Origin of the sequence: Mycolicibacter virginiensis (assembly GCF_022374935.2) — a bacterium.
GTDB classification, from domain to species: Bacteria; Actinomycetota; Actinomycetes; order Mycobacteriales; family Mycobacteriaceae; genus Mycobacterium; species Mycobacterium virginiense.
The window spans coordinates 3,730,771-3,755,149 of the sequence record NZ_CP092430.2; the positions used below are offsets into that span (position 1 = coordinate 3,730,771).

The 24,379-nt window shown below is 66.5% G+C and carries 23 protein-coding genes; 7 read left to right on the top strand and 16 right to left on the bottom strand.

The features are described 5' to 3' along the window. The first annotated feature begins 269 nt into the window (after positions 1–269). Positions 270–695, top strand: coding sequence for a DUF732 domain-containing protein (locus MJO54_RS18160; RefSeq protein ID WP_082108121.1), 426 nt, complete (start codon positions 270–272; stop codon positions 693–695). On the opposite strand, the gene MJO54_RS18165 is transcribed toward MJO54_RS18160, so the two are convergent. From MJO54_RS18165 to MJO54_RS18195, 7 genes are all read right to left on the bottom strand, one after another. Further along, positions 692–1,591, bottom strand: coding sequence for a cyclopropane mycolic acid synthase family methyltransferase (locus tag MJO54_RS18165; RefSeq protein ID WP_046283449.1), 900 nt, complete (start codon positions 1,589–1,591; stop codon positions 692–694). The two genes, MJO54_RS18160 and MJO54_RS18165, sit on opposite strands and share 4 nt — an antisense overlap. An 8-nt stretch (positions 1,592–1,599) precedes the next feature. Next, on the bottom strand, positions 1,600–2,463 hold the full coding sequence (locus MJO54_RS18170; protein WP_240175278.1) for a cyclopropane mycolic acid synthase family methyltransferase: 864 nt from the start codon (positions 2,461–2,463) through the stop codon (positions 1,600–1,602). 39 nt (positions 2,464–2,502) lie between these two features. After that, complete coding sequence (gene kasB / locus MJO54_RS18175) at positions 2,503–3,756, bottom strand: 3-oxoacyl-ACP synthase KasB (protein ID WP_240175995.1); 1,254 nt, start codon at positions 3,754–3,756, stop codon at positions 2,503–2,505. A gap of 32 nt (positions 3,757–3,788) precedes the next feature. Further along, on the bottom strand, positions 3,789–4,649 hold the full coding sequence (locus MJO54_RS18180) for a cyclopropane mycolic acid synthase family methyltransferase (RefSeq protein ID WP_046283463.1): 861 nt from the start codon (positions 4,647–4,649) through the stop codon (positions 3,789–3,791). A 26-nt stretch (positions 4,650–4,675) separates the two neighbouring features. Then, the gene (locus MJO54_RS18185; protein ID WP_046283446.1) at positions 4,676–5,566 is read right to left on the bottom strand and encodes a cyclopropane mycolic acid synthase family methyltransferase; all 891 of its coding nucleotides are present in this window, start codon (positions 5,564–5,566) and stop codon (positions 4,676–4,678) included. 314 nt (positions 5,567–5,880) lie between these two features. Continuing rightward, positions 5,881–6,171 carry a DUF3017 domain-containing protein gene (locus MJO54_RS18190; protein WP_046283445.1) on the bottom strand — a complete coding sequence of 97 codons (291 nt, stop codon included), beginning with the start codon at positions 6,169–6,171 and terminating at the stop codon, positions 5,881–5,883. Next, entirely contained in the window at positions 6,168–7,016 is an 849-nt protein-coding gene (locus MJO54_RS18195; protein WP_064888994.1) for a bifunctional methylenetetrahydrofolate dehydrogenase/methenyltetrahydrofolate cyclohydrolase, read from the bottom strand. The genes MJO54_RS18190 and MJO54_RS18195 overlap by 4 nt, the downstream gene beginning before the upstream one ends. A gap of 62 nt (positions 7,017–7,078) precedes the next feature. Here MJO54_RS18195 and MJO54_RS18200 point away from each other — a divergent pair, with 62 nt between their 5' ends. Together MJO54_RS18200 and MJO54_RS18205 are read left to right on the top strand one after the other, a co-directional pair. Next, entirely contained in the window at positions 7,079–8,263 is a 1,185-nt protein-coding gene (locus MJO54_RS18200) for an NADH:flavin oxidoreductase (RefSeq protein WP_240175279.1), read from the top strand. Positions 8,264–8,273: 10 nt separating this feature from the next. Further along, positions 8,274–10,961 carry an ATP-binding cassette domain-containing protein gene (locus MJO54_RS18205; protein WP_064888996.1) on the top strand — a complete coding sequence of 896 codons (2,688 nt, stop codon included), beginning with the start codon at positions 8,274–8,276 and terminating at the stop codon, positions 10,959–10,961. 33 nt (positions 10,962–10,994) lie between these two features. Here MJO54_RS18205 and MJO54_RS18210 read toward each other — a convergent pair whose 3' ends face one another. The 7 genes from MJO54_RS18210 to MJO54_RS23780 form a co-directional block, all read right to left on the bottom strand. Then, on the bottom strand, positions 10,995–11,870 hold the full coding sequence (locus MJO54_RS18210) for a hypothetical protein (RefSeq protein WP_396876772.1): 876 nt from the start codon (positions 11,868–11,870) through the stop codon (positions 10,995–10,997). A 127-nt stretch (positions 11,871–11,997) separates the two neighbouring features. Next, positions 11,998–12,570, bottom strand: a complete 573-nt coding sequence (locus MJO54_RS18215; RefSeq protein ID WP_065152937.1) for a pentapeptide repeat-containing protein — start codon at positions 12,568–12,570, stop codon at positions 11,998–12,000. Then, complete coding sequence (locus MJO54_RS18220) at positions 12,567–13,100, bottom strand: GTP-binding protein (protein ID WP_046283462.1); 534 nt, start codon at positions 13,098–13,100, stop codon at positions 12,567–12,569. The genes MJO54_RS18215 and MJO54_RS18220 overlap by 4 nt, the downstream gene beginning before the upstream one ends. Positions 13,101–13,155: 55 nt before the next feature. Continuing rightward, positions 13,156–13,581 (bottom strand): DUF742 domain-containing protein, encoded by a 426-nt coding sequence (locus MJO54_RS18225; RefSeq protein ID WP_396876774.1) that lies wholly within the window; start codon positions 13,579–13,581, stop codon positions 13,156–13,158. A 17-nt stretch (positions 13,582–13,598) separates the two neighbouring features. Beyond that, complete coding sequence (locus tag MJO54_RS18230; protein ID WP_046283439.1) at positions 13,599–14,042, bottom strand: roadblock/LC7 domain-containing protein; 444 nt, start codon at positions 14,040–14,042, stop codon at positions 13,599–13,601. After that, complete coding sequence (locus MJO54_RS18235) at positions 14,042–16,954, bottom strand: ATP-binding protein (protein WP_065152938.1); 2,913 nt, start codon at positions 16,952–16,954, stop codon at positions 14,042–14,044. The genes MJO54_RS18230 and MJO54_RS18235 overlap by 1 nt, the downstream gene beginning before the upstream one ends. Positions 16,955–17,381: 427 nt before the next feature. Next, positions 17,382–17,708, bottom strand: a complete 327-nt coding sequence (locus MJO54_RS23780) for a DUF732 domain-containing protein (protein WP_065152939.1) — start codon at positions 17,706–17,708, stop codon at positions 17,382–17,384. Positions 17,709–17,993: 285 nt separating this feature from the next. Between MJO54_RS23780 and MJO54_RS18240 the strand changes: the two genes are divergently transcribed. The 4 genes from MJO54_RS18240 to MJO54_RS18255 all read left to right on the top strand — a co-directional run bounded on the left by MJO54_RS18240 (position 17,994) and on the right by MJO54_RS18255 (position 20,231). After that, positions 17,994–18,446, top strand: coding sequence for a tRNA (cytidine(34)-2'-O)-methyltransferase (locus MJO54_RS18240; protein ID WP_396876777.1), 453 nt, complete (start codon positions 17,994–17,996; stop codon positions 18,444–18,446). Positions 18,447–18,597: 151 nt separating this feature from the next. Continuing rightward, positions 18,598–19,314 carry a DUF1326 domain-containing protein gene (locus MJO54_RS18245; RefSeq protein WP_065152940.1) on the top strand — a complete coding sequence of 239 codons (717 nt, stop codon included), beginning with the start codon at positions 18,598–18,600 and terminating at the stop codon, positions 19,312–19,314. A gap of 59 nt (positions 19,315–19,373) precedes the next feature. Further along, positions 19,374–19,724, top strand: coding sequence for a hypothetical protein (locus tag MJO54_RS18250; protein WP_064888999.1), 351 nt, complete (start codon positions 19,374–19,376; stop codon positions 19,722–19,724). A 24-nt stretch (positions 19,725–19,748) separates the two neighbouring features. Then, positions 19,749–20,231: a hypothetical protein gene (locus MJO54_RS18255; protein ID WP_065152941.1), complete on the top strand. Its 483-nt coding sequence runs from the start codon at positions 19,749–19,751 to the stop codon at positions 20,229–20,231. Between the two features lie 80 nt (positions 20,232–20,311). On the opposite strand, the gene MJO54_RS18260 is transcribed toward MJO54_RS18255, so the two are convergent. Beyond that, positions 20,312–20,959, bottom strand: a complete 648-nt coding sequence (locus MJO54_RS18260; protein ID WP_064889001.1) for a nitroreductase family protein — start codon at positions 20,957–20,959, stop codon at positions 20,312–20,314. A 134-nt stretch (positions 20,960–21,093) separates the two neighbouring features. Beyond that, positions 21,094–24,378 carry an error-prone DNA polymerase gene (locus tag MJO54_RS18265; RefSeq protein WP_240175996.1) on the bottom strand — a complete coding sequence of 1,095 codons (3,285 nt, stop codon included), beginning with the start codon at positions 24,376–24,378 and terminating at the stop codon, positions 21,094–21,096. Position 24,379: the final 1 nt, after the last annotated feature.

A 24,379-nucleotide genomic window follows, 5' to 3' on the forward strand; every position in this document is an offset into this window, starting at 1 on the left:
CGTGGACCTCTTTCGCGTCCCATGAAGCTGAGCATTGAATGTGCTCATCATGAACGATTCCAACAACCTAGCGGGCCGATTCCCGATTTCGCCCCGAAGCCCAGAAATTGGCGACGTGGGCCCGGGCGAGACAGCGCCGTAGGCAAACCGTGACCCGGCCGACTCGCCGGTGTTACCGCTTTGATGCAGGATTTCAACAAGAACGTTCGGACAGATCCCGAGCTCCGCTCGGCGCCGAACCAAGATGAGGGGGATGCATGCGAGGCTTCATGAGCAAGGCTGGCGCGGGGGCGGGCTTAGCAGGCCTGATCGCCACCACAGGGTTGGCGGCACCGGCGCAGGCGAGCCCGGTCGACACCTCGTTCCTGTCCGATCTGGCCGGGGCCGGCATCCCGGTCGCCGATCCCGCCGCAACGGCTGCCCTCGGCCAATCCGTGTGCCCGATGCTGACCGAGCCCGCCGGCACCGCCGCATCTGTGGCGGCCCCGGTCGCCGGCCTGGGCGGCGGACCCAGCATGTCGCCCCAGATGGCGCAGCTGTTCACCGAGATCGCCGTGCAGATCTACTGCCCGCAGATGCTGTCTCAACTGGCCAGCGGCCAGGTGCCGGATCTGCCGCAGATCCCCGGGATGTCGGTCGGCATCCCCGGCTTGTCGGGTGGAATCCCAGCCATTCCAGCAATTCCCGGGCTCTAGGAGCACGTCGCGGCGCCGGGCTTGAGGTAGCTGACCAGGCTGACGTCGAGGACTTCGTCGATGAAGTAGTACTCGCAGCCGCGCAAGTACTTCAGGTAGCGCTGGTACACCTCGTCGGACTGAATCTCGATGGCCGTTTCCTTGTTGGCCTCCAACGCATCGGCCCAGATCTGCAGGGTCTTGATGTAGTGCGGTCGCAGCGAAAGCGCTTCGGGAACAGTGAAACCAGCCTTCTGGCCGTGCTGCACCATCATGTCGGTGGTGGGCAGTCGCCCGCCGGGGAAGATCTCGGTGAGGATGAACTTGATGAAGCGGGCGGTCTCGAACGTCAGCTTCTTGCCGCGCGCATTCAGATCGTAGGGGTGATAGCTGACGCTGCTCTGGATCGTCATTCGCCCGTCCGTGGGCATGATGTCGAAACACCGTGCGAAGAAGTCGTCGTAGCGCTCGTGCCCGAAATGCTCGAACGCCTCAATCGAAACGATCCGGTCGACCGGCTGGTCGAACTCTTCCCACCCGTGCAGCAGTATTCGGCGCTCGCGATCGGTGTCGACGGTGTCCAGTAGCCGTTGCGCGTAGGCATGCTGATTCTTCGACAGGGTGAGCCCGATGACGTTGACGTCGTAGCACTCGAGCGCCCGTTTCATCGTCGAGCCCCAGCCGCAGCCGATATCGAGCAGCGTCATTCCGGGCTGCAGGTCGAGCTTGTCGAGATTGAGGTCGATCTTGGCGATCTGGGCCTGTGCCAGCGACAGCTCCGGCGGCTCGAAATAGGCACAACTGTAGGTGCGGGTCGGATCCTGGAACAGCGCGAAGAAGTCATCGGACAGGTCGTAGTGAGCTTGGACCTCGGCGAAATGCGGCCGTAAGGTCTTGGCGGCCGGAATATCAGTCATCGCCAGACCTACTTCTGCAACGTGTACTGGTTGACGTCGATGTAGCCGGTGCGAAATCCGTTGGCGCACCCGGTCAGGTAATGCATGTAGCGGTCATAGACCTCTTGGCCCTGGATCTCGATGGCCTTGCCTTTGTTGCCTTCCAGCGCTGCCGCCCAGCAGTCGAGGGTTCTGGCGTAATGGGGCTGCAGCGAATGCCTTCGGGTTAGCGTGAAACCCGCTCGGGCTGAATGCTCTTCAACCATCTCGATGGTGGGTAGCCGCCCGCCGGGGAAGATCTCGGTGGCGATGAACTTGATGAACCGGGCCATCGCGAAGGTCAGCGGCATGCCACGGTCGGCCATCTGCGGCAGCGTCAACCCGGAGATGGTGTGTAGCAGCATCACTCCATCGGGCGGCAGAACGGCGTGGGCCATGGTGAAGAAGTCCTCGTAGCGCTCATGGCCGAAGTGCTCGAAGGCGCCGATGGACACGATCCGATCGACCGGTTCGCTGAAGTTCTCCCAACCCTCCAGTAGCACCCGCTTGGTGCGCGGGCTGTCCATGCCGGCGAACATGGCCTCGACGTGGACGGCCTGGTTCTTGCTCAAAGTCAGGCCGATGACGTTGACATCATGGGCTTCGACGGCGCGCCGCATGGTGGCTCCCCAGCCGCAGCCGATGTCGAGCAGCGTCATGCCGGGCTGCAGGCCCAGTTTGCCCAGCGCCAGGTCGATCTTGGCGAGCTGAGCTTGTTCGAGCGTCATGTCGTCGCGTTCGAAGTAGGCGCAGCTGTAGGTCTGGGTCGGATCGAGGAAGAGCCGGAAGAAGTCATCAGACAGGTCATAGTGCGCCTGCACGTCTTTGAAATGCGGTGTCAGGTTTTTCGGCATGGCAATGTGCTCTCGGCTGGGGCCGAAAGCGGCTCCCTTCTAGTACTTTCCAAACGCAAGCGCCACGTTGTGGCCGCCGAATCCGAAGGAGTTGCTGATCGCGTAGTGGTAGTCGCCGGTCCGTGCGTCGCCGGCGACGACGTCCAGATCGATCGCCGGGTCGAGGCGGTGCAAGTTCAGCGTCGGCGGGACTATCCCGTCCCGCAGCGCCAGCACCGTCAGAATCGACTCCACCGCACCGACCGCCCCGACCGAATGCCCCAGAGCGGATTTCGGTGCATACACCGCGGCACGGTGTGCGCCCAGGGCGTTGTTGATCGCCTGGGCCTCGGCCAGATCGCCGATCCGGGTTCCAGTGGCGTGTGCGTTGATGTGGTCGATGTCGGTGGGAGTCAGGCCCGCAAGATCGATCGCTCGGGTCATCGCGTAGCCCGCGCGCTCGCCCTGCGGATCGGGCGCCACGATGTGGTGGCCGTCCGAGGTGATTCCGGCGCCCATCAGACGACCGAGAATGGTTGCGCCCCGCGCCTTTGCGTGCTCAAGGGTTTCGATGACCATCAACGCGCCGGCCTCACCGAATACAAACCCGCTGCGGTCGGCATCGAATGGCCGGCACGCGCCGGCCGGGTCGTCGTTGTGAGTGGACAGAACGATACGCATCGCTGCGAATCCCGCGATGGGGACCGCTTCGATCTTGGTCTCGACTCCGCCGCAGATTGCGATGTCAGCCTCGTCGTAGACGATGTTGCGCCAGGCTTGCGCGATACCCTCGGCGCCGGAAGCACAAGCCGAGATCGGAGTGAAGACACCTGCTTTGGCGCCACGTTCCAGCCCCACGGCAGCGGCCGCGGCGTTGGGCATGTATTTCTGTACGCCCAGCGGCGAAACCGCCTTCATGCCGCGTTCCACCATGCCTTGGTATCCCCAGACCAGTTCCTCCGGGGAGCCGAGCCCGGTGCCGATCGACACCAGCAATCGGCGTGGATCCACCTCTGGCGAACCGGCATTCGTCCAGACCCGACGGCCCAGGATGACCGCCATTTTCTGCAGGTAGGACAGCCGATGCAGTTCCTTGCGGTTCAACTCGTGGTCAAAGTCCTCGAGCAGATGCCCGCCGATCCGCACCGGGAGATCGAACCGCTCGACGAACGGGTCCTCGAGCTTACGAATGCCACTCTGTCCGTCCAGCAGTTTCTTCCAGGTGTCCTCGGCGTCCGCCGCCAGCGCCGTCGTCATCGCGACACCGGTGACCACGACCTCGGGAAGGCCACTCCCGGTGGAGAGCCGAGTCATTCGGGCCATGTCCGCGCCTCGCTTCCAGGACGCTATTTGGTCAGGATGAACTGCCCGACGTTGCTGATTCCTCTGCGGAAGAGGTCTGCGCAGCCGGTCAGATAGCGCAGGTAGCGCTCATACACTTCCTCGGACTGGATGGCGATGGCGCGTTCGCGGTTGCGCCGCAGATTGTCCGCCCACATGTCCAGGGTCCGGATGTAGTGCTCCGGCATCAAAAAGGCGTCCTGGATATGGAATCCGGCGCCTTGCGAGTATTCGTAGATGTCGTCGCGACCCGCCATCTCCCCACCGGGAAAGATCTCCTTGCCAAGGAACCGAACGAAACGCAGATCGCTCATCGTCACCTTGATGCCATGCTCCCGCCAGTAGGTCTGCGGGTAGGTGAATATGCTGTGGAACAACATTCGACCGTCGTCGGGCAGAATGTCGTAGGCGCGTTCGAAGAACGCGGCGTAGCGAGCCTTCTTGAACGCGTCGAACGCCTCGATGGTGAAGATCCGATCAACCTTCTCGTCGAACTCTTCCCACCCCTGCAGGCGTGCCTCCGCACGACGCTGGGTATCGATCCTCGCCAGACTGGCGGCGCTGCGCGCGCAGTGGTTGCGGCTGAGCGTGATTCCGATGACGTTGACGTCGAACTCCGTCAGCGCCCGGACCAGCCCCGCTCCCCACCCGCAGCCGACGTCCAACACCGTCATTCCCGGCTCGAGGTTGAGCTTTCGCAATGCCAAGTCATACTTCGCGTTCTGCGCCTCCTCCAACGTCATGTCGTCGCGCTCGAAGTACGCACAGGTGTAGGCCATCGTCGGATCGAGGAACAGCCCGAAGAAGTCATCGGAGATGTCATATGCCGCTTGAGACTCTTCGTAGTACGGCTTGAGGTCAGTCATCTGTGTCACCATGTCCTCCGAATCGCTTACGCCACTGGCTTTTCCATCGTGAACTGGCAGACGTCGGTATAACCGTCACGGAACAGCTCCCGGCAACCCGTCAGGTACTTCAAGAATGTTTCGTAGGTCTGCTCGCCTTTGAGCTCGACCGCCTGGTCTTTGTGCGCTTCAAGTGCCTTGGCCCAGGTATCCAGCGTGCGTACATAGTTCGACCCGATCAACTGATGGCGAGTGATCGAGAAGCCGCAGCGGGTCGCGTGCTCGTCGACGATGGAGATCTGCGGCAAGCGGCCGCCGGGATAGATCTCGGTCAAGATGAAGTGGATGAAGCGCAGCAGCGACATCGTCTTCTTCAGTCCCCGCTGCTCGCCCTCTTCGGCGGTAGGCACGACGATGGAATGCAGCAGCATCACGCCGTCGTCGGGCAGCACGCGGTGGCACATGGTGAAGAAGTCGTCGTAGCGCTCGTAGGTTCCGACGCCATCGGCGAAGTGCTCAAAGGCGCCGAGCGACACGATGCGATCCACCGGTTCGTCGAATTCCTCCCAGCCCTGTAGTCGCACCTGCTTGCTGCGCGGGCTGTCCATCTCGGCGAATTTCTGTTCGCAATGAACCACTTGATTCTCACTCAGCGTCAGCCCGATGACGTTGACGTCGTACTTCTCGACAGCTCGCCGCATGGTGGAGCCCCAACCAGACCCGATATCGAGCAGCGTCATCCCGGGCTGCAGTCCCAACTTGCCCAATGCCAAGTCCACCTTGGCCATCTGAGCCTGTTCGAGCGTCATATCCTCGCGTGCGAAGTATGCGCAGCTGTAGGTCATCGTCGGATCCAGCCACAACCGGAAGAACTCGTTGGATCGGTCGTAATGCGACCGGATGTGATCGACATCTGGAATCAGCTCAACGTCGCTCATCTGTTCCTCCGCTGCACAAAGCGACTTCAAGGGCGTCCGTCATCTCGACGACGCGGCAACTCACGCCGTGTTCCCGGGGGATCGAACGATTCCCGAGCTGCGCTTTACACGACCAGTTGTCTTCAAAAGGGCTGTTTGTGCGATGAACTCATTGCGGGCACAGCCCCCTCCCCGACGCAGCCGACCCACACCGGCCGACCGAAAACGGGTTCCCCCAGAACAGGGCCATCAAACACGCCAGCCGATCCGATTGGCCGACGGGCGAATCCGCGCCGTCGCACCGGCCGAAATATTGTCGGGCCGGTCAAAAACGATTAGCTGGTCCCCAGCGGGTCGATCGTGGCGGCCACATAGAGCATCACTGTCGCCGCGGTCGTCATCGTCGCGAAGTCCAGCCCCCGCTCGCGCAGAACGAGCAGCCCGGCCCGGTCCTCGGACAGCACCAGGCGCAGCGCGGCCGCCACCCCGGTTCCGATCCCGATCAGCAGCGCGCCGCGCCGCCAGAAGTTCGCCCCGGCCAGCACGAATGCCGCCGTGAAGATCAGCCCGACCAGCAGGATCGGCCACTGCGCGGCGATCACCCGGCGGACATCGGCGAGGTTCACAGCGTGCTCTCGACTCTTTCCACGACGTTGGTCAGCAGGAAGGCCCGGGTCAGCGGACCCACCCCGCCGGGGTTGGGCGACACGTGGCCGGCCACCTCCCACACGTCGGGATGCACGTCGCCGACCAGTCCGGCATCGGTACGCGACACCCCGACGTCGACGATGGCCGTACCCGGACGCACCATGTCGGCGGTGAGCATGTGTGGCACGCCGACCGCGGCAACGATGATGTCGGCTTGGCGGGTCAGCTCAGCCAGATCGCGGGTCCCGGTGTGACACAACGTGACAGTGGCGTTCTCCGACCGGCGGGTCAGCAGCAGTCCCAGCGGGCGCCCGACCGTCACGCCACGTCCGATCACCACGACATGGGCGCCCGCAATCGGCACCTCATAGCGGCGCAGCAGGTGGACGATGCCGCGCGGGGTGCAGGGCAGCGCCGCCGGGGTGCCCAGCACCAACCGGCCCAGGTTGGTCGGATGTAGCCCGTCGGCGTCTTTGGCCGGGTCGACCCGCTCGAGGGCGGCGTTCTCGTCCAGATGTTTGGGCAGCGGCAGTTGCACGATGTAGCCGGTGCACTCATCGTTGGCGTTCAGCTCGTCGATGGTGTCGTTGAGCTGCGCCGGACTGCAGTCCGCGGGCAGGTCCCGGCGGATCGAGGTGATACCGACCTTGGCGCAGTCGGCGTGCTTGCCACGCACGTAGGCATGCGACCCGGGGTCGTCCCCGACCAGAATGGTGCCCAGCCCAGGTGTGCGGCCGGCGGCGGACAACGCTGCCACCCGTGCCTGAAGGTCGACGAAGATCTCGTCGCGCGTGGCCTTGCCGTCCAACGTAATCGCACCCACGCGGACAGTCTGGCATGCCACCCGCAGTTCCAACGATGACGATCCGTCATTAAGCTCCCGCTATGCCTGTGCCCGACGTCTTCAGCCCCGCCAAACTCGGCCCGATCACGTTGCGTAACCGGATCATCAAGGCCGCGACGTTCGAGAACCGCACGCCTGGCGCACTGGCCTCCGACGACCTCATCGAGTATCACCGGCTGCCGGCCGCCGGCGGGGTGGGCATGACCACCGTGGCCTACTGCGCGGTTTCCGAGGGCGGGCGCACCTCCAACGACGGCCTGTGGATGCGCCCGGAGGCGGTCGCCGGGCTGCGCCGGCTCACGGATGCGGTGCACGCCGAGGGAGCCCTGGTCAGCGCTCAGATCGGTCACGCCGGCCCGGTCGCCGACGCGCGCTCCAACAAGGCCCGTGCCCTGGCCCCGGTGCGATTCTTCAACCCGATCGGCATGCGGTTCGCCAAGAAGGCCACCCGCGATGACATCGACCAGGTCATCGCCCAGCACGCCAACGCCGCGCGCTACGCCGTGGATGCCGGGTTCGACGCCGTGGAGATCCATCTCGGCCACAACTACCTGGCGAGTTCATTTCTTTCTCCGCTGATCAACCGCCGCTCCGATGAGTTCGGCGGGTCGCTGGCCAACCGGGCCAAGGTGGCCCGCGGCATCGTGGCGGCCGTGCATAAGGCGGTGGGCGGACAGATCGCGGTGACGGCCAAACTGAACATGGCCGACGGGGTCCGCGGCGGTATCAACCTGGACGAGTCGCTGACCACCGCGAAATGGCTGCAGGACGACGGCGGCCTGGACGCGTTGGAGCTCACGGCCGGCAGCTCGCTGGTCAACCCGATGTACCTCTTCCGCGGGCACGCCCCGGTGAAGGAATTCGCGAGCGTCTTCCCCCCGCCGTTGAGCTGGGGCATGCGGATGACCGGCAACAGATTCCTGCGCGAGTACCCCTACACCGACGCCTACCTGTTGGACAACGCCCGCCTGTTCCGCGCCGAGTTATCGATGCCGCTGATCCTTTTGGGCGGCGTCACCAACCGCGCGACGATGGATCAGGCGATGGCGGAGGGATTCGAGTTCGTCGCAATGGCCCGGGCGTTGCTGGCCGAGCCGGACCTGGTCAATCGGATCGCTGAGGAGTCAACGACACTGTCGGAGTGCACGCACTGCAACCAGTGCATGCCGACGATCTACCGGCGCACGCACTGCGTCGTTACGGGCGCACCGGACGCAACTCGCTAGAGTTGACTCGATGAGTCACCCAGCCCCGCCGGTGCTGACCGTCCGTCACGACGGGTCGCAAGGCACGTTCTCCGCAGGCCACGACGTGGTCATCGGACGCGACCTGCGGGCCGACGTCCGCATCCCGCATCCCCTGGTCTCGCGGGCGCATCTGCTACTGCGCTTCGAGCAGGGCCGGTGGCTGGGGATCGACAACGGCTCCCTGAACGGCATTTACGTCAACGGCCAGCGGGTGCCGGTCGTCGACATCCGCGACGGACAGGCCGTCAACCTCGGCAACCCGGACGGACCGCGGGTCTCCTTTGAGGTGGGACGGCACCAGGGCCAGGCGGGCCGGCCGCCGCAGACCGTTTCGATCCAGGTTCCGCAGCCCGGCCAGCCAGGAATAGCACGACCGGCCCGGCCGCCACAGCCGTCGGGTTGGCCGGCACCACCGGAACCCGCACCGTATGCAGATCCGCGGTCGGCTGGGCACCCCGGCGTGCAGCAGCCCTACCGGACACCGTCCGGACCGGCGCCGTATCCCCCGCCGCCCGCTCCGCACCGGCCGCCGGCGTATCAGTCCGTGCCCCCCGGCCCGGCTCCCGACGCGGCACTGCGCCCCGGCTATCAACCTCCCGCCCAACCGCCCGCGCAGCCGGTGGCGCCCGCCGAAGTGTTCCCCCCGCACCAGCCCGCCACCCGGATGGCGCCGGTGTCGGCGACGCCGCCCGAAGTCGGCAACATCGCCACCCGCATGATCGACATCCTGCGGCCGGCCTCCAGCTCCGCACCGGATGCACCCGTCGGGGCTCTGACCATCGGTCGGGCCACCGACAACGACGTCGTGATCTCCGACGTGCTGGCCTCCCGCCACCACGCCATGCTGATCCCCACGCCACTGGGCACCGAGATCCGCGACAGCCGAAGCATCAACGGCACGTTCGTCAACGGCGTTCGAATCGGTTCGGCGATTCTGTCCGAAGGCGACCTGGTCACGATCGGCAACGTCGACCTGGAATTCACCGGCGGCACGCTGCTGCGCCGCACCGAAGCCGCGACGAGGACCGGGGGGCTTGAAGTTCGCGACGTCTGCTTCGACGTCGAGGGCGGCAAGCGGCTGCTCAACAACATCTCGCTGACAGCTCGTCCGGGCACCCTGACCGCGATCATCGGCGGCTCGGGCGCCGGCAAGACGACGCTGTCGCGACTGATCGCCGGTTACACCAAACCGACCGCCGGCTCGGTCACCTTCGAGGGCCACAACATCCACACTGAGTACGCCTCGTTGCGCAGCCGGATCGGGATGGTGCCCCAGGACGACGTGGTGCACCGGCAACTGACCGTCAACCAGGCCCTGGGATACGCCGCCGAACTGCGGCTGCCCCCGGACAGCAGCAAAGCCGACCGAGATAAGGCCGTCGCGCAGGTACTCGAGGAACTCGAGTTGACCAAGCACGCCGACACCCGAGTGGACAAGCTCTCCGGTGGCCAGCGCAAGCGCGCCTCGGTCGCCCTGGAGCTGCTGACCGGGCCGTCGCTGTTGTTGCTCGACGAGCCGACCTCGGGACTGGACCCGGCCTTGGACCGCCAGGTGATGCTGATGCTGCGCGGACTGGCCGATGCCGGCCGCGTGGTCATGGTGGTCACCCACTCGGTGTCCTACCTCGACGTGTGCGACCAGATTCTGCTGATCGCCCCGGGAGGCAAGACCGCTTACAGCGGACCGCCCAAAGACGTCTTCTCGGCGATGGGCGCTGACAACTACGCCGACATCTTCGCCAACGTGGGGGCCGACCCGGACGAAGCCAACCGGCGATTCCTGGAGCGCGACGGCGGCCCGAAGGGCCCCGCCGCCGCGGTCCCGTCGACCCCGCCGGCCGACTTGGGCAGCCCGCCGCCGGAAAGCCTGCGCAAACAGCTGTCGACGATCGCCCGCCGCCAAGTGCGGTTGATCGTCTCCGACCGCGGCTATTCGGTCTTCCTGGCGGTGCTTCCCTTCATTGTGGGTGCGCTGTCATTGACGGTGAAGGGCAGCGGTGGGCTCGGGATGCCGGGGCCCGATGCGCCGACCGAGCCGCAATACATCATGGTGCTGCTCATCATCGGCGCGGTCTTTATGGGAACCGCGCTGACCATTCGAGATCTGATCGGCGAACGCCCGATCTTCAAACGAGAACAGGCCGTGGGCCTGTCGACCGTGGCCTATCTGCTGGCCAAGGTCACGGTGTTCTGCGCGTTCGCCACCGCGCAGGGGGCGATCGCCACCTTCATCGTGATTCTGGGCAAGGGCGGGCCGACGCAGGGCGCCGTGATGTTCGGCAGTGCGAATTTCGACCTGTTCCTCGCCGTAGCCGGGACCTGTGTGGCCTCCGCGGTGCTGGGGTTGGCGCTGTCGTCGTTCGCGCAGTCCAACGAGCAGATCATGCCGATGCTGGTGGTCTCGATCATGTCGCAGCTGGTGCTGGCCGGCGGCATGATCCCGGTGACCGGGCGCGCCGGACTGGCGGAGGCCGCCTGGGTGACTCCGGGCCGGTGGGGATATGCCGCAGGCGCGTCGGCGATCGACTTCAACAAGCTGGTCAACGTGCCGCAGATTCCCAAAGACCACCTGTGGGACCACACCAAGGGCATCTGGCTGTTCGACATGGGGATGCTGGCGTTGCTGTCGGTGTTCTACACCGTGCTGGTGTGGTGGAAGATCCGGCTCAAGCGCTGAGCTCCCCGTTTCGCCCCCGCACACTCAACGCCGTCAACGCACATTGAATGCCGGTGAGTAGCCTCGGACCTGCAGTGCCTGGCGCACCCGCCACACGACCGCCGGTGCACGGTCGCGAGCTACCACCCGAATGACGATCCAGCCCATCCGGGCCAGCGTCTCAAGCCGAATGATGTCCTTGCGCCACTGCAGACTGTCGACCTGGTGATGCTCGCCGTCGTACTCGGCGGCAACCATGACGTCCGGCCACCCCATATCCAGGTAATAGGTGGCGTCGGCGGTCGGGACCGGGATCTGGGTCTGATCCGGGGGTAGCCCGGCATCGGTCAGCAGCAAACGCAGGTAAGTCTCGCGGGGCGACTCCGCACCTGGGTCAACCAGACTCAACACCTGCTCCAACTGCCGCAATCCGCGCACGCGGGGATGACGGAGGGCCAGCGCCGCGACGACGTCAACGTCAAGGTGGGTCGCTCGGGCCAGCGCGTCGAGCTGCGCTACGGCCGGCCGCAGCGGTTGGTGGCGGCCGATATCGAAGGCGGTGCGGTCGGGGGTGGTGACGAGCATCCCGTTGTCTTGGCCGGCCAGCATCTGCAGCTCGTCGTCAAGCAGGGTCTCCCGACGGGTGATCACCCCGACTGGCGCTCGCGGGTTGGCGTGCACCAGCTCGACCGGCACGTCGTCGTCAACCCACCTGGCTCCATGCAGTGCCGCAGCCGCCGGACCGGCGACGACGCCTCGCCGTCCTGACCATAACCACGCCGCGATGGTGCGCTGGTCGAGTCGCAACGAGACCTGTCCGGGCACGTAGACGTCGGGGTATGCGGCCCGGTAGTGGGTCCGCAGCCCATGCCGATTCAGTCTTCCGGCTGCCAGTGCCTCACTGCCGATAAACGGCTGCCCCTCCACGATCGATGAGCATCGCCGGGTCGGGCTACTGACACCATTCAGCTATCCACAGGTGCCTTGAGTGTGCGCCGAAGGCGTTGAGTGTGCGGTGACGTCGGGCGGGGCGCCAGGCTACGAGCCGGACTGCGGCTCAGCGCTCATCGGATTCGCTGTCCAGGCGCAGCCCGTGGGCGGCCGCATAGGTCAACGCCTGGGCGATGTCGATCCGCGTACCGGTCAGCGATGCCGTGGTCCACAACGTCGGGTCGACTCGCGCGCCACGCAGGTCGGCCTCGTCCAGCCGTGTGCCGATGGTCCGGGCGCCACTCAGGTCGGCGCCGCGCAGCACCGCTTTGCGCAGGTCCGCCTCCACCAGGTTGGCCTCTCGCAGCCGGCAACCGCTCAGGTCCACCGCCCTCAGGTCAGCGCCGCCGAGCCCGGCCAGGGTGAAGTCCACTTCGTCGAACACCAGCGGCCGCATCCGGCACTGCACGAACTGGGAGCCGAGCATGCTGCACTGGACGAACTCGGAATGCCACAGCGACGCTCGCTCGAAGCGACAGTTGCGGAACGCCGATCCGCGATGCACCGACTCACCGAGGTCGGCACCGGTGAAGTCGCATTCGTCGAACACCACCCGCTCGGTGCGCAACCGCGACAGGTCCGCGTCACGAAAGTCGTGGCCGGTGAACTCACGCCCGGTCCACTCTTGTGTGTCGCTCAAGCCTGCGGCGCCAGGGTGGACAGCGCGTATTCGCTGATCGCGATGAGCGCATCGCGGGCCGACCGGGGGTCGCGCGCGTCGACGGCGATCACCGGGATGTGTTCGGCCAGCGCTAGCGCCTTGCGGACCGCGGCGACCGGATAGCGCGGCGCGCCGTCGAACTCGTTGACCGCGATCAGGAACGGCAGATTGCGGTGTTCGAAGAAATCCACCGCGGCGAAGCTGTCCTGCAACCGGCGGCAGTCGACCAGGATGATCGCACCGATCGCACCGCGCACCAGGTCGTCCCACATGAACCAGAACCGGCGCTGGCCCGGGGTACCGAACAGGTAGAGCACCAAGTCCTCGGCCAGCGTGATGCGGCCGAAGTCCATCGCCACCGTGGTGGTCCGCTTGTCGGGGGTGGCCTCCAGGCCGTCGACACCGGCCGAAGCATCAGTGACCAGCGCCTCGGTGCGCAACGGCATGATCTCCGAGACCGTACCGACGAACGTGGTCTTGCCGACCCCGAATCCGCCGGCGATGACGATCTTCGTCGACGCCGAGTCTCGCGGAGCTGGCCTGTCCCAGGACCTGTCCGAGGGCCTATCCGAGCGCTCGTAGGCCACGAAGGGTCCTTCCTATCAGGTCTCGGCGTTCGTCCCGGGTGGATGCCTCGGTCAGTGTGGCACGTACTCGAAGGTATCCCGAGGTGACCAGATCACCCACCAGCACCCGCGCGACGCCCAGCGGCAGGTTCAGCCGGGCAGAGATCTCGGCGACCGACGGCGCGCCCTGACACAGTTCGACGATCCGCCCGCGCGGATCGCTGACCGGCCACTGGTTGGGCTGGGCTGCCCGCAGGGTCTGCACCGGGGCCTCCAGGGGCAACGGCACGTCGGTGTGGGTCCGACCGGCGGTCAGCGTGTACGGGCGGACCAAGTTGGCCTCAGTTTCCAGGTTCTCCAGAGCCTCTGGGACCACCGGGACCTGCGGCGCCTGCGGGCGCGACCAACGCTCGGGCATGTCCATCACCATTCACCGGCACCTCACGAGTGGCCGCCCCGCGACGGCGCCGATCGGCGCGCCGATGAGACCACCGCTCCGACTCGTTCCACCAGAACCGCCATCTCGTACCCGATCTGGCCGATATCGCCGGACGTGCTCGCCAACGTCGCCAGGTGCGAGCCGTCTCCGACCCGCATCAGCAGCAGGTAGCCGTGCTCCATCTCCACCACCGACTGCAGTACCCGGCCGCCTTCGAACAACTGCGACGCCCCGGTCGCCAAGCTGGCCAATCCGGACGCCACCGCCGCCAGCTGGTCGGCCCGCTCGGTGGGCAGGTGCTCGCTGGCCGCCACCGTCAGACCGTCGACCGACACCAGCACCGCATGCGACACCCCGGGCACCTCCCGGGCGAAATTGGAGACCAGCCAGTCCAACGAGCTCTCGGGGGTACGGCGCTGCGCGGTGGGATCGGTTGGGAAAGTCATTACTGGTTCTGTCCCTGGTCGGTGTCGAGGCTATTTTCTGGGCCCTTGTCTGGGCCTTGTTCCAAGCCGCCTTCTAGGCCGTTTTCCCGGGCGTGCGATCGCGCGGCGTGCACTCCACCGAAGTGACTGCTGATCGAACTGCGGATCGCCGCGGGATCCCGTTCCAGTGGCTCGTGGGCGGGCTGGGGCGGTACGCCGTTGGATGTTACCGGCTGTTCTGCGTCAGCCGGATCGTGCGCTACGGCATGGGGGTCTTCCCCGGCCGGCGTCGCTGCCGCAGCTGAGCCGGGCACCAGCCGGGCGCCGGGCTCGCGGACCGGCAGGCCGTGTTCGGTATGGGCGACCACCGGCACGTTTTCCGCTTCCGCGGCTACCGACCAACCGCGGTCCCAGACCGACTGCCAGTCCAGATCGGCGCGCAGGCTGGGCTCGTTGGGGTCGATGCCCACCGACTCCGAGAGCATCCGCTGATAGATCGAGTCGGACTCGGTCGCGGGCTCGGACTCGGGCTCGGGCTCGGGTTGAGGCTCCGGTGCAGCGGCGCCGACCCGGGCACGCGCCGCGAAATACCCCGACGTATCAGCGGGCGCAAACCTCTCGGCCGCCGGTTCGGGTGCCCGGTGCGGGTCCGGGGCCGGCGCTTCCGGCTGCCCGGCGCCCTGCTCCTCGGCTTCCCACCACGGTTGCGGCAGCTCGCGGCGTACTCGCTCGGGGGTGGTCGGTGGCTGCGCCGGTTGCGACGGTTGTTCGGAGGGCACGCCAGTGATGCCGCTGGATCCCGGGGTGCGTCGCGGCAGCAGTGAGACGACGGGACCGGGCTCGGCAGGCTCGGCGTCCTCGTAGGGCGCATACGTCTGGTAAGGCTCGGGCTGGTATTCGTATGGTTCGGGTTCGGGTTCATACCGCTGCGGTGCGGGCGGCGGCTGCTCGGCGGGTGCGAAGTAGGGCTGGGCGGGCGGCGCGAGTGCCGGCGACGACTCCTCGAAGGGCCGCACGGTCAGCAGGTGCGGCGGCAGATACACCTCGGCGGTGATACCACGAGATCCCTGAGAGGCCGGGAACAGCCGGACCTCGATCTCGTGGCGAGCGGCCAGTCGAGAGATCACGAACAGACCCATATGGCGGGCGTTCTCCGGACTGAACTCGCCACCGGCCGCCAGCCGCATGTTGGCCATCCGCAGGTCGGCGTCGGTCATCCCCAATCCGACGTCGACGACCTCGACCACTACCCCGCCGTCGTTCTCGAAACCGGCGACCACTCGCACCGGCTCCGTCGGCGCCGAATAGCGCAGCGCGTTGTCGATCAGTTCCGCGAGCAGGTGTATGCAGTCCGCGGCGGCGGCGCCGATCACGGTGGTGTCGGGCACCAGCACGGTCTGCACCCGGTCGTAGCCCTCCACCTCCGAGGCGGCCGCGCTGATCAGGGTCGCCAGCGGAACCGGACGTCCCCGCTCATGCGGCACCCGCGCACCGGCCAGCACCAGCAGGTTCGCGCCGTTGCGCCGCATCCGGGCGGCCAGGTGATCCAGCCGGAACAGGCTCTCGAGTCGGTCCGGGTCGTCCTCATTGCGCTCCAGCCGGTCGATGAGCGCCAACTGCTGGTCGACCAGCGACCGGTTGCGCCGCGACATCGTCTCGAACATCTCGTTGACCAGGCGCCGAAGCCGTGCCTCATCACCGGCGAGCAGCAGCGCCTGGGCGTGCAGCTCGTCGACGGCGTGGGCGACCTGCCCGACCTCCTCGGTGGTGTACACCGGCAGCGGGTCGGGGTCGCGGTCCGAACCGGGCGAACCGGCACGCAATCGGGCGATCTCCTGCTCGAGGTCGACGTGGGCGACCTGCAGTGCGCTGTCGCGCAGGGTCCGCAGTGGGCGCACCAACGAGCGCGCCACCAGCCACACCGCCAGCAGGGTGGCGGTGATCGCGGCCAGCACCAGCACGATGTCGCGAACGGCGGCGGCGCGCCGGTCCGCGGCTCGGTCTTCCACCGCCGCCGTGACGGCCCCGGTGTTCTCGCTGATGAGCTGGGCGGCGATCTGGTCGGTGGTACGGATGGAGTCGCGCAGCACCGGGTTGTTGGGCAGCACCTGCTCCGGGTCAGACATGATCGACATCCGGGTCACCAGCTGCTGTTGCAACGATTTGGCGTCCGGGGAGTCCACCCCAAGCACCTCGCTCATCCCGAACAGCGTCGACGGCTCGGTACCGGCCAAGGTCATCATCGAGCTGCGCAGCTCCGGATCGGGAAGCTCGCCACCCCGATTCACCAGCAGTTCCTGCATCATCATCTGGCCCCGCGCGCCGACGGCACGGCTCAAGCCCTCGGTCTGCGCCCGGATCCGCTCGCTGTCCACCCGCACCGACCCGTTGATGGCGTCCTCGGCGGTCAGCAGGATCGGCGCGTAGCCGGTGACCTCGTCGCGCAGGCCGACACCGGTGGTCGAGACCGAACTCAGCAACCCCTGGCCGCGTTCGATCAGCGACTCCACCCCGGACCGCACATCGTTCGCCACATCGGTGTGCGACAGCCGAGACTGCAGCTCGTACTTGCGATTCTCGAAGTTCTTCCGGGCACCTTCGGCATCGCCGTCCGAGGAAGCGGCCACCAGCGCGTCGCCCAACGCCGACATGTAATTGGTGATCGCCGGAATCATCTCGGCGCGGTCGGCGACCAGCCGAAGCCGGTTGGCCTCGGTGAGCGCATTGGAGATACGCAGCCCGCCGAACAGCCCGGCCAGCGCCAGCGGCAGTAACGCGATCGCCAGCACCTTCCACCGCACCGGCCAGTTGCGCACCGACCATCGCGACGGACGTTTGACCGCTGCGGACTCCGGCTTGTGGCCGTCCTCGGCTGGTTCGGCTGACTCCTCAAAGACCTGGCCCACCTCTTCCGGGTGGTCAAAGAGCGTCACCGGTCGGCGGCCGATTCGCCGACCGCTCGGCTGAAATTCACCGTCTGCGCCTCATTCATCGGACTCTCCGGGACATCGCACCCGCACAGCGGATCGCGGTGTGTTTCACGGCATAGCAATTCGACGAGTATGCCAGTCGACCGAAGGCCTGACCAGAATTTTTACTGAACAGAACACTTTCCGAGACCTTCGCGTGTCTTGGCGTACTTCGGTCGAGCAAACAGACCGACGCGCCATGTTCGACTCCCTGGAGACGGATCCAGCGCTCTTGGGCATCCCGCTGGGGTACCCCTAGACACACGGCGACGCGGGCTGACTTCACATCAGCCAGACAGTCAAATAAACAGTGCAGGCACTAGCCCCTGCCAACCGGGAGCTGGTGCCTGCGGGAAGAAAAGGACGCACTATAACGACAGGCGGTAGCCCGTCAGCACAAATGCTCCTGCGCAGCTGTTATGAAAATCCGATAATTATCCTGAGCGGGCGGGATAGTAGTTGCGACCATCTGGTCTGGCGTCAATCCCAGCTGCAGCTGATTACACACGTCGCGACCGCCCGCGATTGCCACATCCGGACGCACGATGAGCCCCGGCGCCACCGGATGCCCAGCGAAACTCGTAGCCGACCAACTATTTTCGCGCAACGCGTCAACGAAGGTCTGCTCATCGGCGTGAGCTGGGGGCGCGGTCAAAACTCCCACCGAGAGTCCCATCGCGACAATGGGAGCAACTACCCCCGCCTTACCAAAAAGCATTTCGATTCCCTATTCTTTTTGTGGTTGGTACGGATAGGGGTGCGAGATTACCGCGCCCGGACAAGGTTCGCGATTCGTCCGAGAATTCATCCCGGAGCGAAAGCCTAAGCTCAGTTACCAACGGCCATTGCTTGGTTTTGTTGACATTCGCGGGCCCCAGCCCGGCATTCCGCACACGGACTTCTCTGCCGACTTCGCCGAGCATCGCCTGCCTGATACGCGGCGACCGGAGACCGGTCGCTTTTTAGCCTGCCGCCATACGAGGATGCTGTTGTGTTCAAAGTGATGTTCTATTCGCCCCGCATCCCGCCCAACACCGGCAATGCGATTCGAATGGTGGCGGCAACCGGCGCGGAGCTTCACCTGGTGGAACCCATGGGCTTCGACCTGTCCGAGCCCAAGCTGCGGCGGGCCGGCTTGGACTATCACGACCTGGCCTGGGTGCGCGTGCACTCGTCGCTGCCGGCGGCCTGGGAGGCGCTGGGCGAGGCCCGGGTGTTCGCGTTCACCGCCAGCGCCCACACCCCCTTCACCGACGTGAGCTATGAGCCCGGCGACGTGCTGATGTTCGGCCCCGAGCCCACCGGCCTGGACGAGGCGACGCTGGCCGACCCGCACATCACCGCGAGAGTGCGTATCCCGATGCTGGCCGGGCGGCGCTCACTGAACCTGTCCAATGCCGCCGCCGTCGCGGTCTACGAGGCGTGGCGCCAGCACGGGTTCGCCGACGGGGTGTAGCCCCTTCAGCCCCCGCCAGGGAGCGGAACCTTTCCTCCAGCGGCCCAGGCCAACCGGTCCGCGAGCCGAAGCACTTGTCACCACTCGGCGGGACCATGTACGGTCCTGCATATACCCCTACCCCCTAGGGGTATATGACGAGGAGGATCTCATGAGGACACCGACGGCCGTGGATTGGCACTTGCGAGGCGAGTGGTTTGACGTGTGCAGCTGCAAGCTGCCCTGCCCGTGCAGCTTCGCCCAGGAGCCCACCCACGGAGACTGTCTGTTCACCCTGGTTTGGCAGATTCACGAGGGGCACTACGGCGACATCGAACTCGCCGACCTGGGCGTGATCGCCCTCGGTGAGTTCGAGGGCAACATGTGGATCGACGATCCCAGCGCCACGATGAAATTGATGTTCTACATCGACGCCAAGGCAGACACCGACCAGCGCTATGCCCTCGAGCGCATCTTTACCGGGAAAGAAGGCGGTTGGCCGGGCGAATTCGGCAGCCTGATCGGCACATTGGACAGGATCGAGTACGCACCGATCACCTTCGAGGCCGCCGACGATCTGGCGTACTGGCGCGCGGAGATACCGGGCAAGGTCGACCTACGCGTCGAGGCACTCACAGGCCCGACGTCGGATCCGGGCCGGCGGGTCACCACCGCCAACGCCCCGGGCGCAGAGGTCGGCCCGGGCCAGGTCGCGACGTGGGGCGTGGTCAAACGCGACCAGGCACGGGGATTCGACTTCTCTCACGAATACCGCGGCGGCTCAAGCAAACACTTCCCGTTCGACTGGCAACCGCACACGGATGACCCCGGCGCCCAGCAAACCAATTCCGGCGCTGAGAGCCATTCAGGCTGCCAGTGCAACGCCTAAGCCCACTGTCAGATCGACTGTAGAAGAAGCGATCCCACCACCACCGAAAGGAACACACGATGGCAACCTTCCGCAAACTCCGTACCAAGTTCGGCGAGCACAAGCGCCGAGTCGCCGGCACCCTGGCCTTCGCCGGCCTCGCAGTGGCAGTCTTCGTCGCCGGAGCCTGGGCGGGATCCTCCGGGGCACTCACGTTGGGCACGACTCCGGCCGTGGCGTCCCACGCAATGCATTCGCCCGCGCCCCACGGCCATGATTCCGATGACTCGCCGATGCCCGCCCGCGAAATGGGACCGAACATGAAGAAGCACGGCGAAATGCCCCCCGGCGAAATGGGACCGGACAAGAAGCCCATGAAGCCGGGCATGCCCATGCACAAATCGGACAAAAAGTGCTGCGACAAAGCGTGATTCGCGACCGGACAGGGAGTCTCCATGCTTGACACCATCGATGGCCTGCCGGCGCATCCGCTGCTCGCACACCTGGTAGCGGTCTTGGTGCCCACGACTGCCCTGCTGGCCGTGGTTGTCGTGCTCTGGCCCGCCGCACGCCGCCGTGTCAGTGGCGCCGCGTCGTTCGTGGCGGTGGGCACGCTGGTGGCGATCCCGCTGACCACAGCGGCCGGCAGTTGGCTCCAACAACGGGTGATGGGAGGTGAGATCCTCCATCGTCACGCCGCATTGGGCGCTCAGCTCGTCCTGTGGTCCGCGCTGCTTGCCATCGCCATGATCATCTGGTGGGCGCTGCATACCCCGCTGTTTGCCGACGAGGTGGGAGCGCTGCCACCGGCGATCCGTCGCATCGGCATGACCGCTACCGGGGCAGGCACCCTGATATTCGCGGCTGTGTCGACCTGGCTGGTCATCCGCATCGGCCACACCGGCGCCCAGTCGCTGTGGGGCGGAATGGACTGCTGACCATAGCCGCTGAGTTCACCTGGCCCGGACCATGGTCCGCTGACCGGTCCGGGCCAAGTGGATTCACGCCGCGCTTGCGATCACCAAGTGTCGAAGTGCGCGACCTGCTCGGCCGGCAGCCGCTTGGCCGGCTTGAAGTCGGTGCCCTTGGTGTAGGCGATCGGAAACAGCCCGCCCTGGCTGTACTCGTCATACGGGATGCCGAGCACCTCGGCGGCCTGCTGCTCACCGTCGCCCAGCAGGTGCAGTGTCGTCCAGCAGGAACCCAGCCCGCGGTTGCGCAACGCCAGACAGTAACTCCACGCAGCCGGGAACAGTGACGCCCAAAAGGATGCGCCGAACCCCAGCGACGCCGTCTCGGGCTTGCCTTCCAGGCACGGGATCATCAGCACCGGGACGTCCTGCAGGTTCTCGGCGAGGTATCGGGCTGAGCCGCTGACGAACTCCATCCGCTCACTGCGCACGTCGCCCTCGCCGTAGTCCGGCCGCATCCGGTTCAGATATGGCATGGCGTTCGCGCGGTAGATATCGGCGAGCGCCTGCTTCTTGACCGGGTCGGTGACGAACATCCATTGCCAGCCCTGAGCATTGGAACCGGTGGGTGCCTGCAGGGCGATCTCAAGACACTCCATCAGCACCTCGCGGGGAACCGGCTTGTCGAGATCGAGGCGTTTGCGGACCGATCGCGTGGTGGTCAGGACTTCGTCGGCGGACAAGTTGAGGTTCATGGGTGGAGGTTACCGCCGGGCTTGCTGCGGCGGTCCAGCTTCGGCTCTCCGGCGTCGAACCTCGCTGACCGCCGGGCTTGCTGCGGCGGTCCAGCTTCGGCTCTCCTGCGTCGAACCTCGCTGACCGCCGGGCACTACCGGAAATCCCGAGAGCGCGAACTCACAGTCAACTCAACGGGCCCCAGCCGATCGGCCAGCACGGTGACCGCCCCACTGGCGTTCTGCACCCGCCCGCGGATCAGTAGCGCCGCCGCGGTCTGCGCCAACCGTCGATGCCGCTTCCACACCCCCGGCGTACACAGCACGTTGACCATCCCGGTCTCGTCTTCGAGGTTGACGAACGTGACCCCGCGCGCGGTCGACGGCCGCTGCCGATGGGTCACCGCTCCGGCCACCAGCACCCGGGTGCCGTCGGGAACCGCGGTCAACCGCGCCGCCGGAACCACCCCGAGCGCATCGAGATCGGCACGCAGGAACTGGGTCGGGAAGCTGTCGCAGGACACTCCGGTGGCCCATACGTCGGCAGCCGACAACTCGATCTCACTCATCCCGGGTAACACCGGAGTATGCGTCGCAACTCCTACCCCGGGCAGCCGGTCCGGCCGCTGCCCCGCCGCAGCCCCGGCCGTCCACAGCGCCTCCCGGCGTGACACCCCGAAACCGGAGAACGCGCCGGCGGTTGCCAACGCCTCAGTCTGAGGAACTGAAAGATGCACCCGCGCAGTCAGATCCAGCATCGAAGCAAATGGACCATGGGCCTCACGGTCGGCCACCAGCCGCTCGGCGAGGTCGGTACCGATGCCACGGACAGCCCCCAGTCCGAGCCGGACCTGCGTGCCGGCTTCGGCCAGCGTGGCGTGCGCCAGACTGGCGTTGACGTCCGGGCGGTGCACCACGACCCCGTGCCGGCGGGCGTCGGCGACCAGCGACTGCGGCGAATAGAAGCCCATCGGCTGGGCCCGGAGCAGCGCGGCGCAGAACGCCGCCGGGTAGTGCAGCTTGAACCAGGCCGAGTAAAACACCAGCGACGCGAAGCTCATCGCGTGACTCTCCGGAAATCCGTAGTTGGCAAAGGCTTCCAGCTTTTCGTAGATCCTCATCGCCACCTCGCCGGTGATGCCGTGGCACTCGGCCATGCCGGAGTAGAACCGGTCGCGCAACCGGCGCATTCGCTCCGGTGACCGTTTGGAGCCCATCGCGCGGCGCAACTGGTCGGCTTCGCCCGCGGTGAATCCGGCGCAGTCCACCGCCAGCGTCATCAGCTGCTCCTGAAACAGCGGAACCCCATAGGTTTTCTCCAGCGCCCGCGCCATGCACGGATGCTCGTAGGTCACCGGGTCGATACCGTTGCGGCGGCGGATATAGGGATGCACCGATCCGCCCTGGATCGGCCCGGGGCGGATCAGCGCCACCTCCACCACCAAGTCGTAGAACTCCCGTGGGCGCAGCCGCGGCAGGGTGGCCATCTGCGCGCGCGATTCCACCTGGAACACCCCGACCGTGTCGGCGCGCGCGAGCATCTCGTACACCGCCGGCTCGGACAGATCGATCGCGGCCAGATCCACCTCGACGCCGCAATGCTGCGCCACCAGGTCGATCGCGTAATGCAATGCCGACAGCATCCCCAGCCCCAGCAGGTCGAACTTCACCAAACCTATTGCTGCGCAGTCGTCTTTGTCCCACTGCAGCACGCTTCGTCCGGGCATCCGGGCCCATTCCACCGGGCACACGTCGGCGATCGGGCGGTCACAGATCACCATGCCGCCGGAGTGGATGCCCAGATGCCGTGGCAGGTCGGCGACCTGATCGGCCAGCTCGATCACCTGTTCGGGGATGCCGTGAAGATCGGAGTCGTCCTCCCGGCCGGGCCGGCCCCATCGGCTCAGCTGTTTGCTCCAGGCGTCCTGTTGCCCCGGCGAATAGCCCAGCGCGCGGGCCATGTCCCGCACGGCACTGCGCCCCCGGTAGGTGATGACGTTGGCCACCTGGGCGGCGTGGTCTCGGCCGTACTTGTCGTAGACGTACTGGATCACCTTTTCGCGCTCATCGGACTCGATGTCGATGTCGATGTCGGGCGGGCCATCGCGGGCCGGCGACAGAAAGCGCTCGAACAGCAATCCGTTGGCCACCGGATCCACCGCGGTGATACCGAGGGCATAGCAGACCGCGGAGTTGGCCGCCGATCCCCTGCCCTGGCACAAGATGTCGCTGCGCCGGCAGAACTGGGTGATGTCGTGCACCACCAGGAAATATCCGGGAAAGCCCAGTTGGGCGATGACTTCCAGCTCGCGTTCGATCTGGGCGTAGGCGGCGGGCATGCGGTCGGGCGGGCCGTAGCGCCCGACCGCGCCGGCCAGGGTCAGCTGTCGCAGCCAGCTGTCCTCGGTGTGACCGTCCGGGACGGCAAACGGCGGCAGCCGCGGGGCGATCAGCGCCAACGGAAAAGCACACCGCTCACCGAGTTCGGCCGCCGCCGGCACCGCCGCCGGATGCGCCGCGAACAACCGGGCCATCTCTGCGCCCGAGCGCAGATGCGAGCCGCCCAGCGGAGCCAGCCGGCCGGCGGCGGCATCCAGTGACTGGCGGGCCCGCACCGCACCCAGCGCCATCGCCAGCCGGCCCCGATCCGGCCGGGCGAAATGCGCGCCGGTGGTGGCCACCAGCCCCACCCCGAACCGGGGCGCCAGGCCGGCCAGCGCGGCATTGCGTTCGTCGTCGTATGGATCGGAGTGCCGGGTCAGCTCCACGCTGACCCGCGCGGCCCCGAACCGATCCACCAGATCGGCCAGCGCGGCGGCGGCCGCATCCGGACCACCGGTGGCCAGCGCCTGGCGAACATGACCCTTACGGCAGCCGGTCAGGATGTGCCAGTGCCCGCCCGCCGCCTCGGTCAGCGCATCCAGATCGAAATGCGGCCTGCCCTTCTCGCCGGCCAGGTGCGCGGCGGCGATCTGCCGCGACAACCGCCGATAACCCTCCGGGCCGCGGGCCAGCACCAGCAGGTGCGGACCGGGCGGGTCCGGGTCATCGGTGCGCGCCACCCGCCCCAGCGACAACTCGGCGCCGAACACGGTGCCTATCTGAAGGCCCGCAGCGTCCAGCTCGGCGGCCGCCTCGGCGAACCGCACCACCCCATATAAGCCGTCGTGATCGGTCAGCGCGATCGCCCGCAGGCCCAGCCGGGCAGCCTCGACGACCAGCTCCTGCGGGTTGCTGGCCCCGTCCAGAAAGCTGTACGCCGAGTGCGCGTGCAGTTCGGCGTAGGGCACTGTCCGCCCTGCCGGCCGAAGTGGCTCGACCTGCGGGAACGACGGGCCGTGATCCGTCGACACACCGGCCGCGATATCGGTGTGACGAGGCTTACCATCTAGAACACGTTCCATTTCCGCCCAGCTCGGCGGCCCGCTACCCCAGCCCACA

What these genes read in the sequence shown, in the direction of transcription:
- MJO54_RS18165 (WP_046283449.1), bottom strand. Translation starts at nt 1,591, where the DNA reads ATGACTGATATTCCGGCCGCCAAGACCTTACGGCCGCATTTCGCCGAG.
- kasB (WP_240175995.1), bottom strand. Translation starts at nt 3,756, where the DNA reads ATGACTCGGCTCTCCACCGGGAGTGGCCTTCCCGAGGTCGTGGTCACC.
- MJO54_RS18250 (WP_064888999.1), top strand. Translation starts at nt 19,374, where the DNA reads ATGGCAACCTTCCGCAAACTCCGTACCAAGTTCGGCGAGCACAAGCGC.
- MJO54_RS18205 (WP_064888996.1), top strand. Translation starts at nt 8,274, where the DNA reads ATGAGTCACCCAGCCCCGCCGGTGCTGACCGTCCGTCACGACGGGTCG.
- MJO54_RS18225 (WP_396876774.1), bottom strand. Translation starts at nt 13,581, where the DNA reads ATGGACATGCCCGAGCGTTGGTCGCGCCCGCAGGCGCCGCAGGTCCCG.
- MJO54_RS18260 (WP_064889001.1), bottom strand. Translation starts at nt 20,959, where the DNA reads ATGAACCTCAACTTGTCCGCCGACGAAGTCCTGACCACCACGCGATCG.
- MJO54_RS18200 (WP_240175279.1), top strand. Translation starts at nt 7,079, where the DNA reads ATGCCTGTGCCCGACGTCTTCAGCCCCGCCAAACTCGGCCCGATCACG.
- MJO54_RS18240 (WP_396876777.1), top strand. Translation starts at nt 17,994, where the DNA reads ATGTTCTATTCGCCCCGCATCCCGCCCAACACCGGCAATGCGATTCGA.
- MJO54_RS18170 (WP_240175278.1), bottom strand. Translation starts at nt 2,463, where the DNA reads ATGCCGAAAAACCTGACACCGCATTTCAAAGACGTGCAGGCGCACTAT.
- MJO54_RS23780 (WP_065152939.1), bottom strand. Translation starts at nt 17,708, where the DNA reads ATGCTTTTTGGTAAGGCGGGGGTAGTTGCTCCCATTGTCGCGATGGGA.
- MJO54_RS18245 (WP_065152940.1), top strand. Translation starts at nt 18,598, where the DNA reads ATGAGGACACCGACGGCCGTGGATTGGCACTTGCGAGGCGAGTGGTTT.
- MJO54_RS18230 (WP_046283439.1), bottom strand. Translation starts at nt 14,042, where the DNA reads ATGACTTTCCCAACCGATCCCACCGCGCAGCGCCGTACCCCCGAGAGC.
- MJO54_RS18180 (WP_046283463.1), bottom strand. Translation starts at nt 4,649, where the DNA reads ATGACTGACCTCAAGCCGTACTACGAAGAGTCTCAAGCGGCATATGAC.
- MJO54_RS18160 (WP_082108121.1), top strand. Translation starts at nt 270, where the DNA reads ATGAGCAAGGCTGGCGCGGGGGCGGGCTTAGCAGGCCTGATCGCCACC.
- MJO54_RS18185 (WP_046283446.1), bottom strand. Translation starts at nt 5,566, where the DNA reads ATGAGCGACGTTGAGCTGATTCCAGATGTCGATCACATCCGGTCGCAT.
- MJO54_RS18255 (WP_065152941.1), top strand. Translation starts at nt 19,749, where the DNA reads ATGCTTGACACCATCGATGGCCTGCCGGCGCATCCGCTGCTCGCACAC.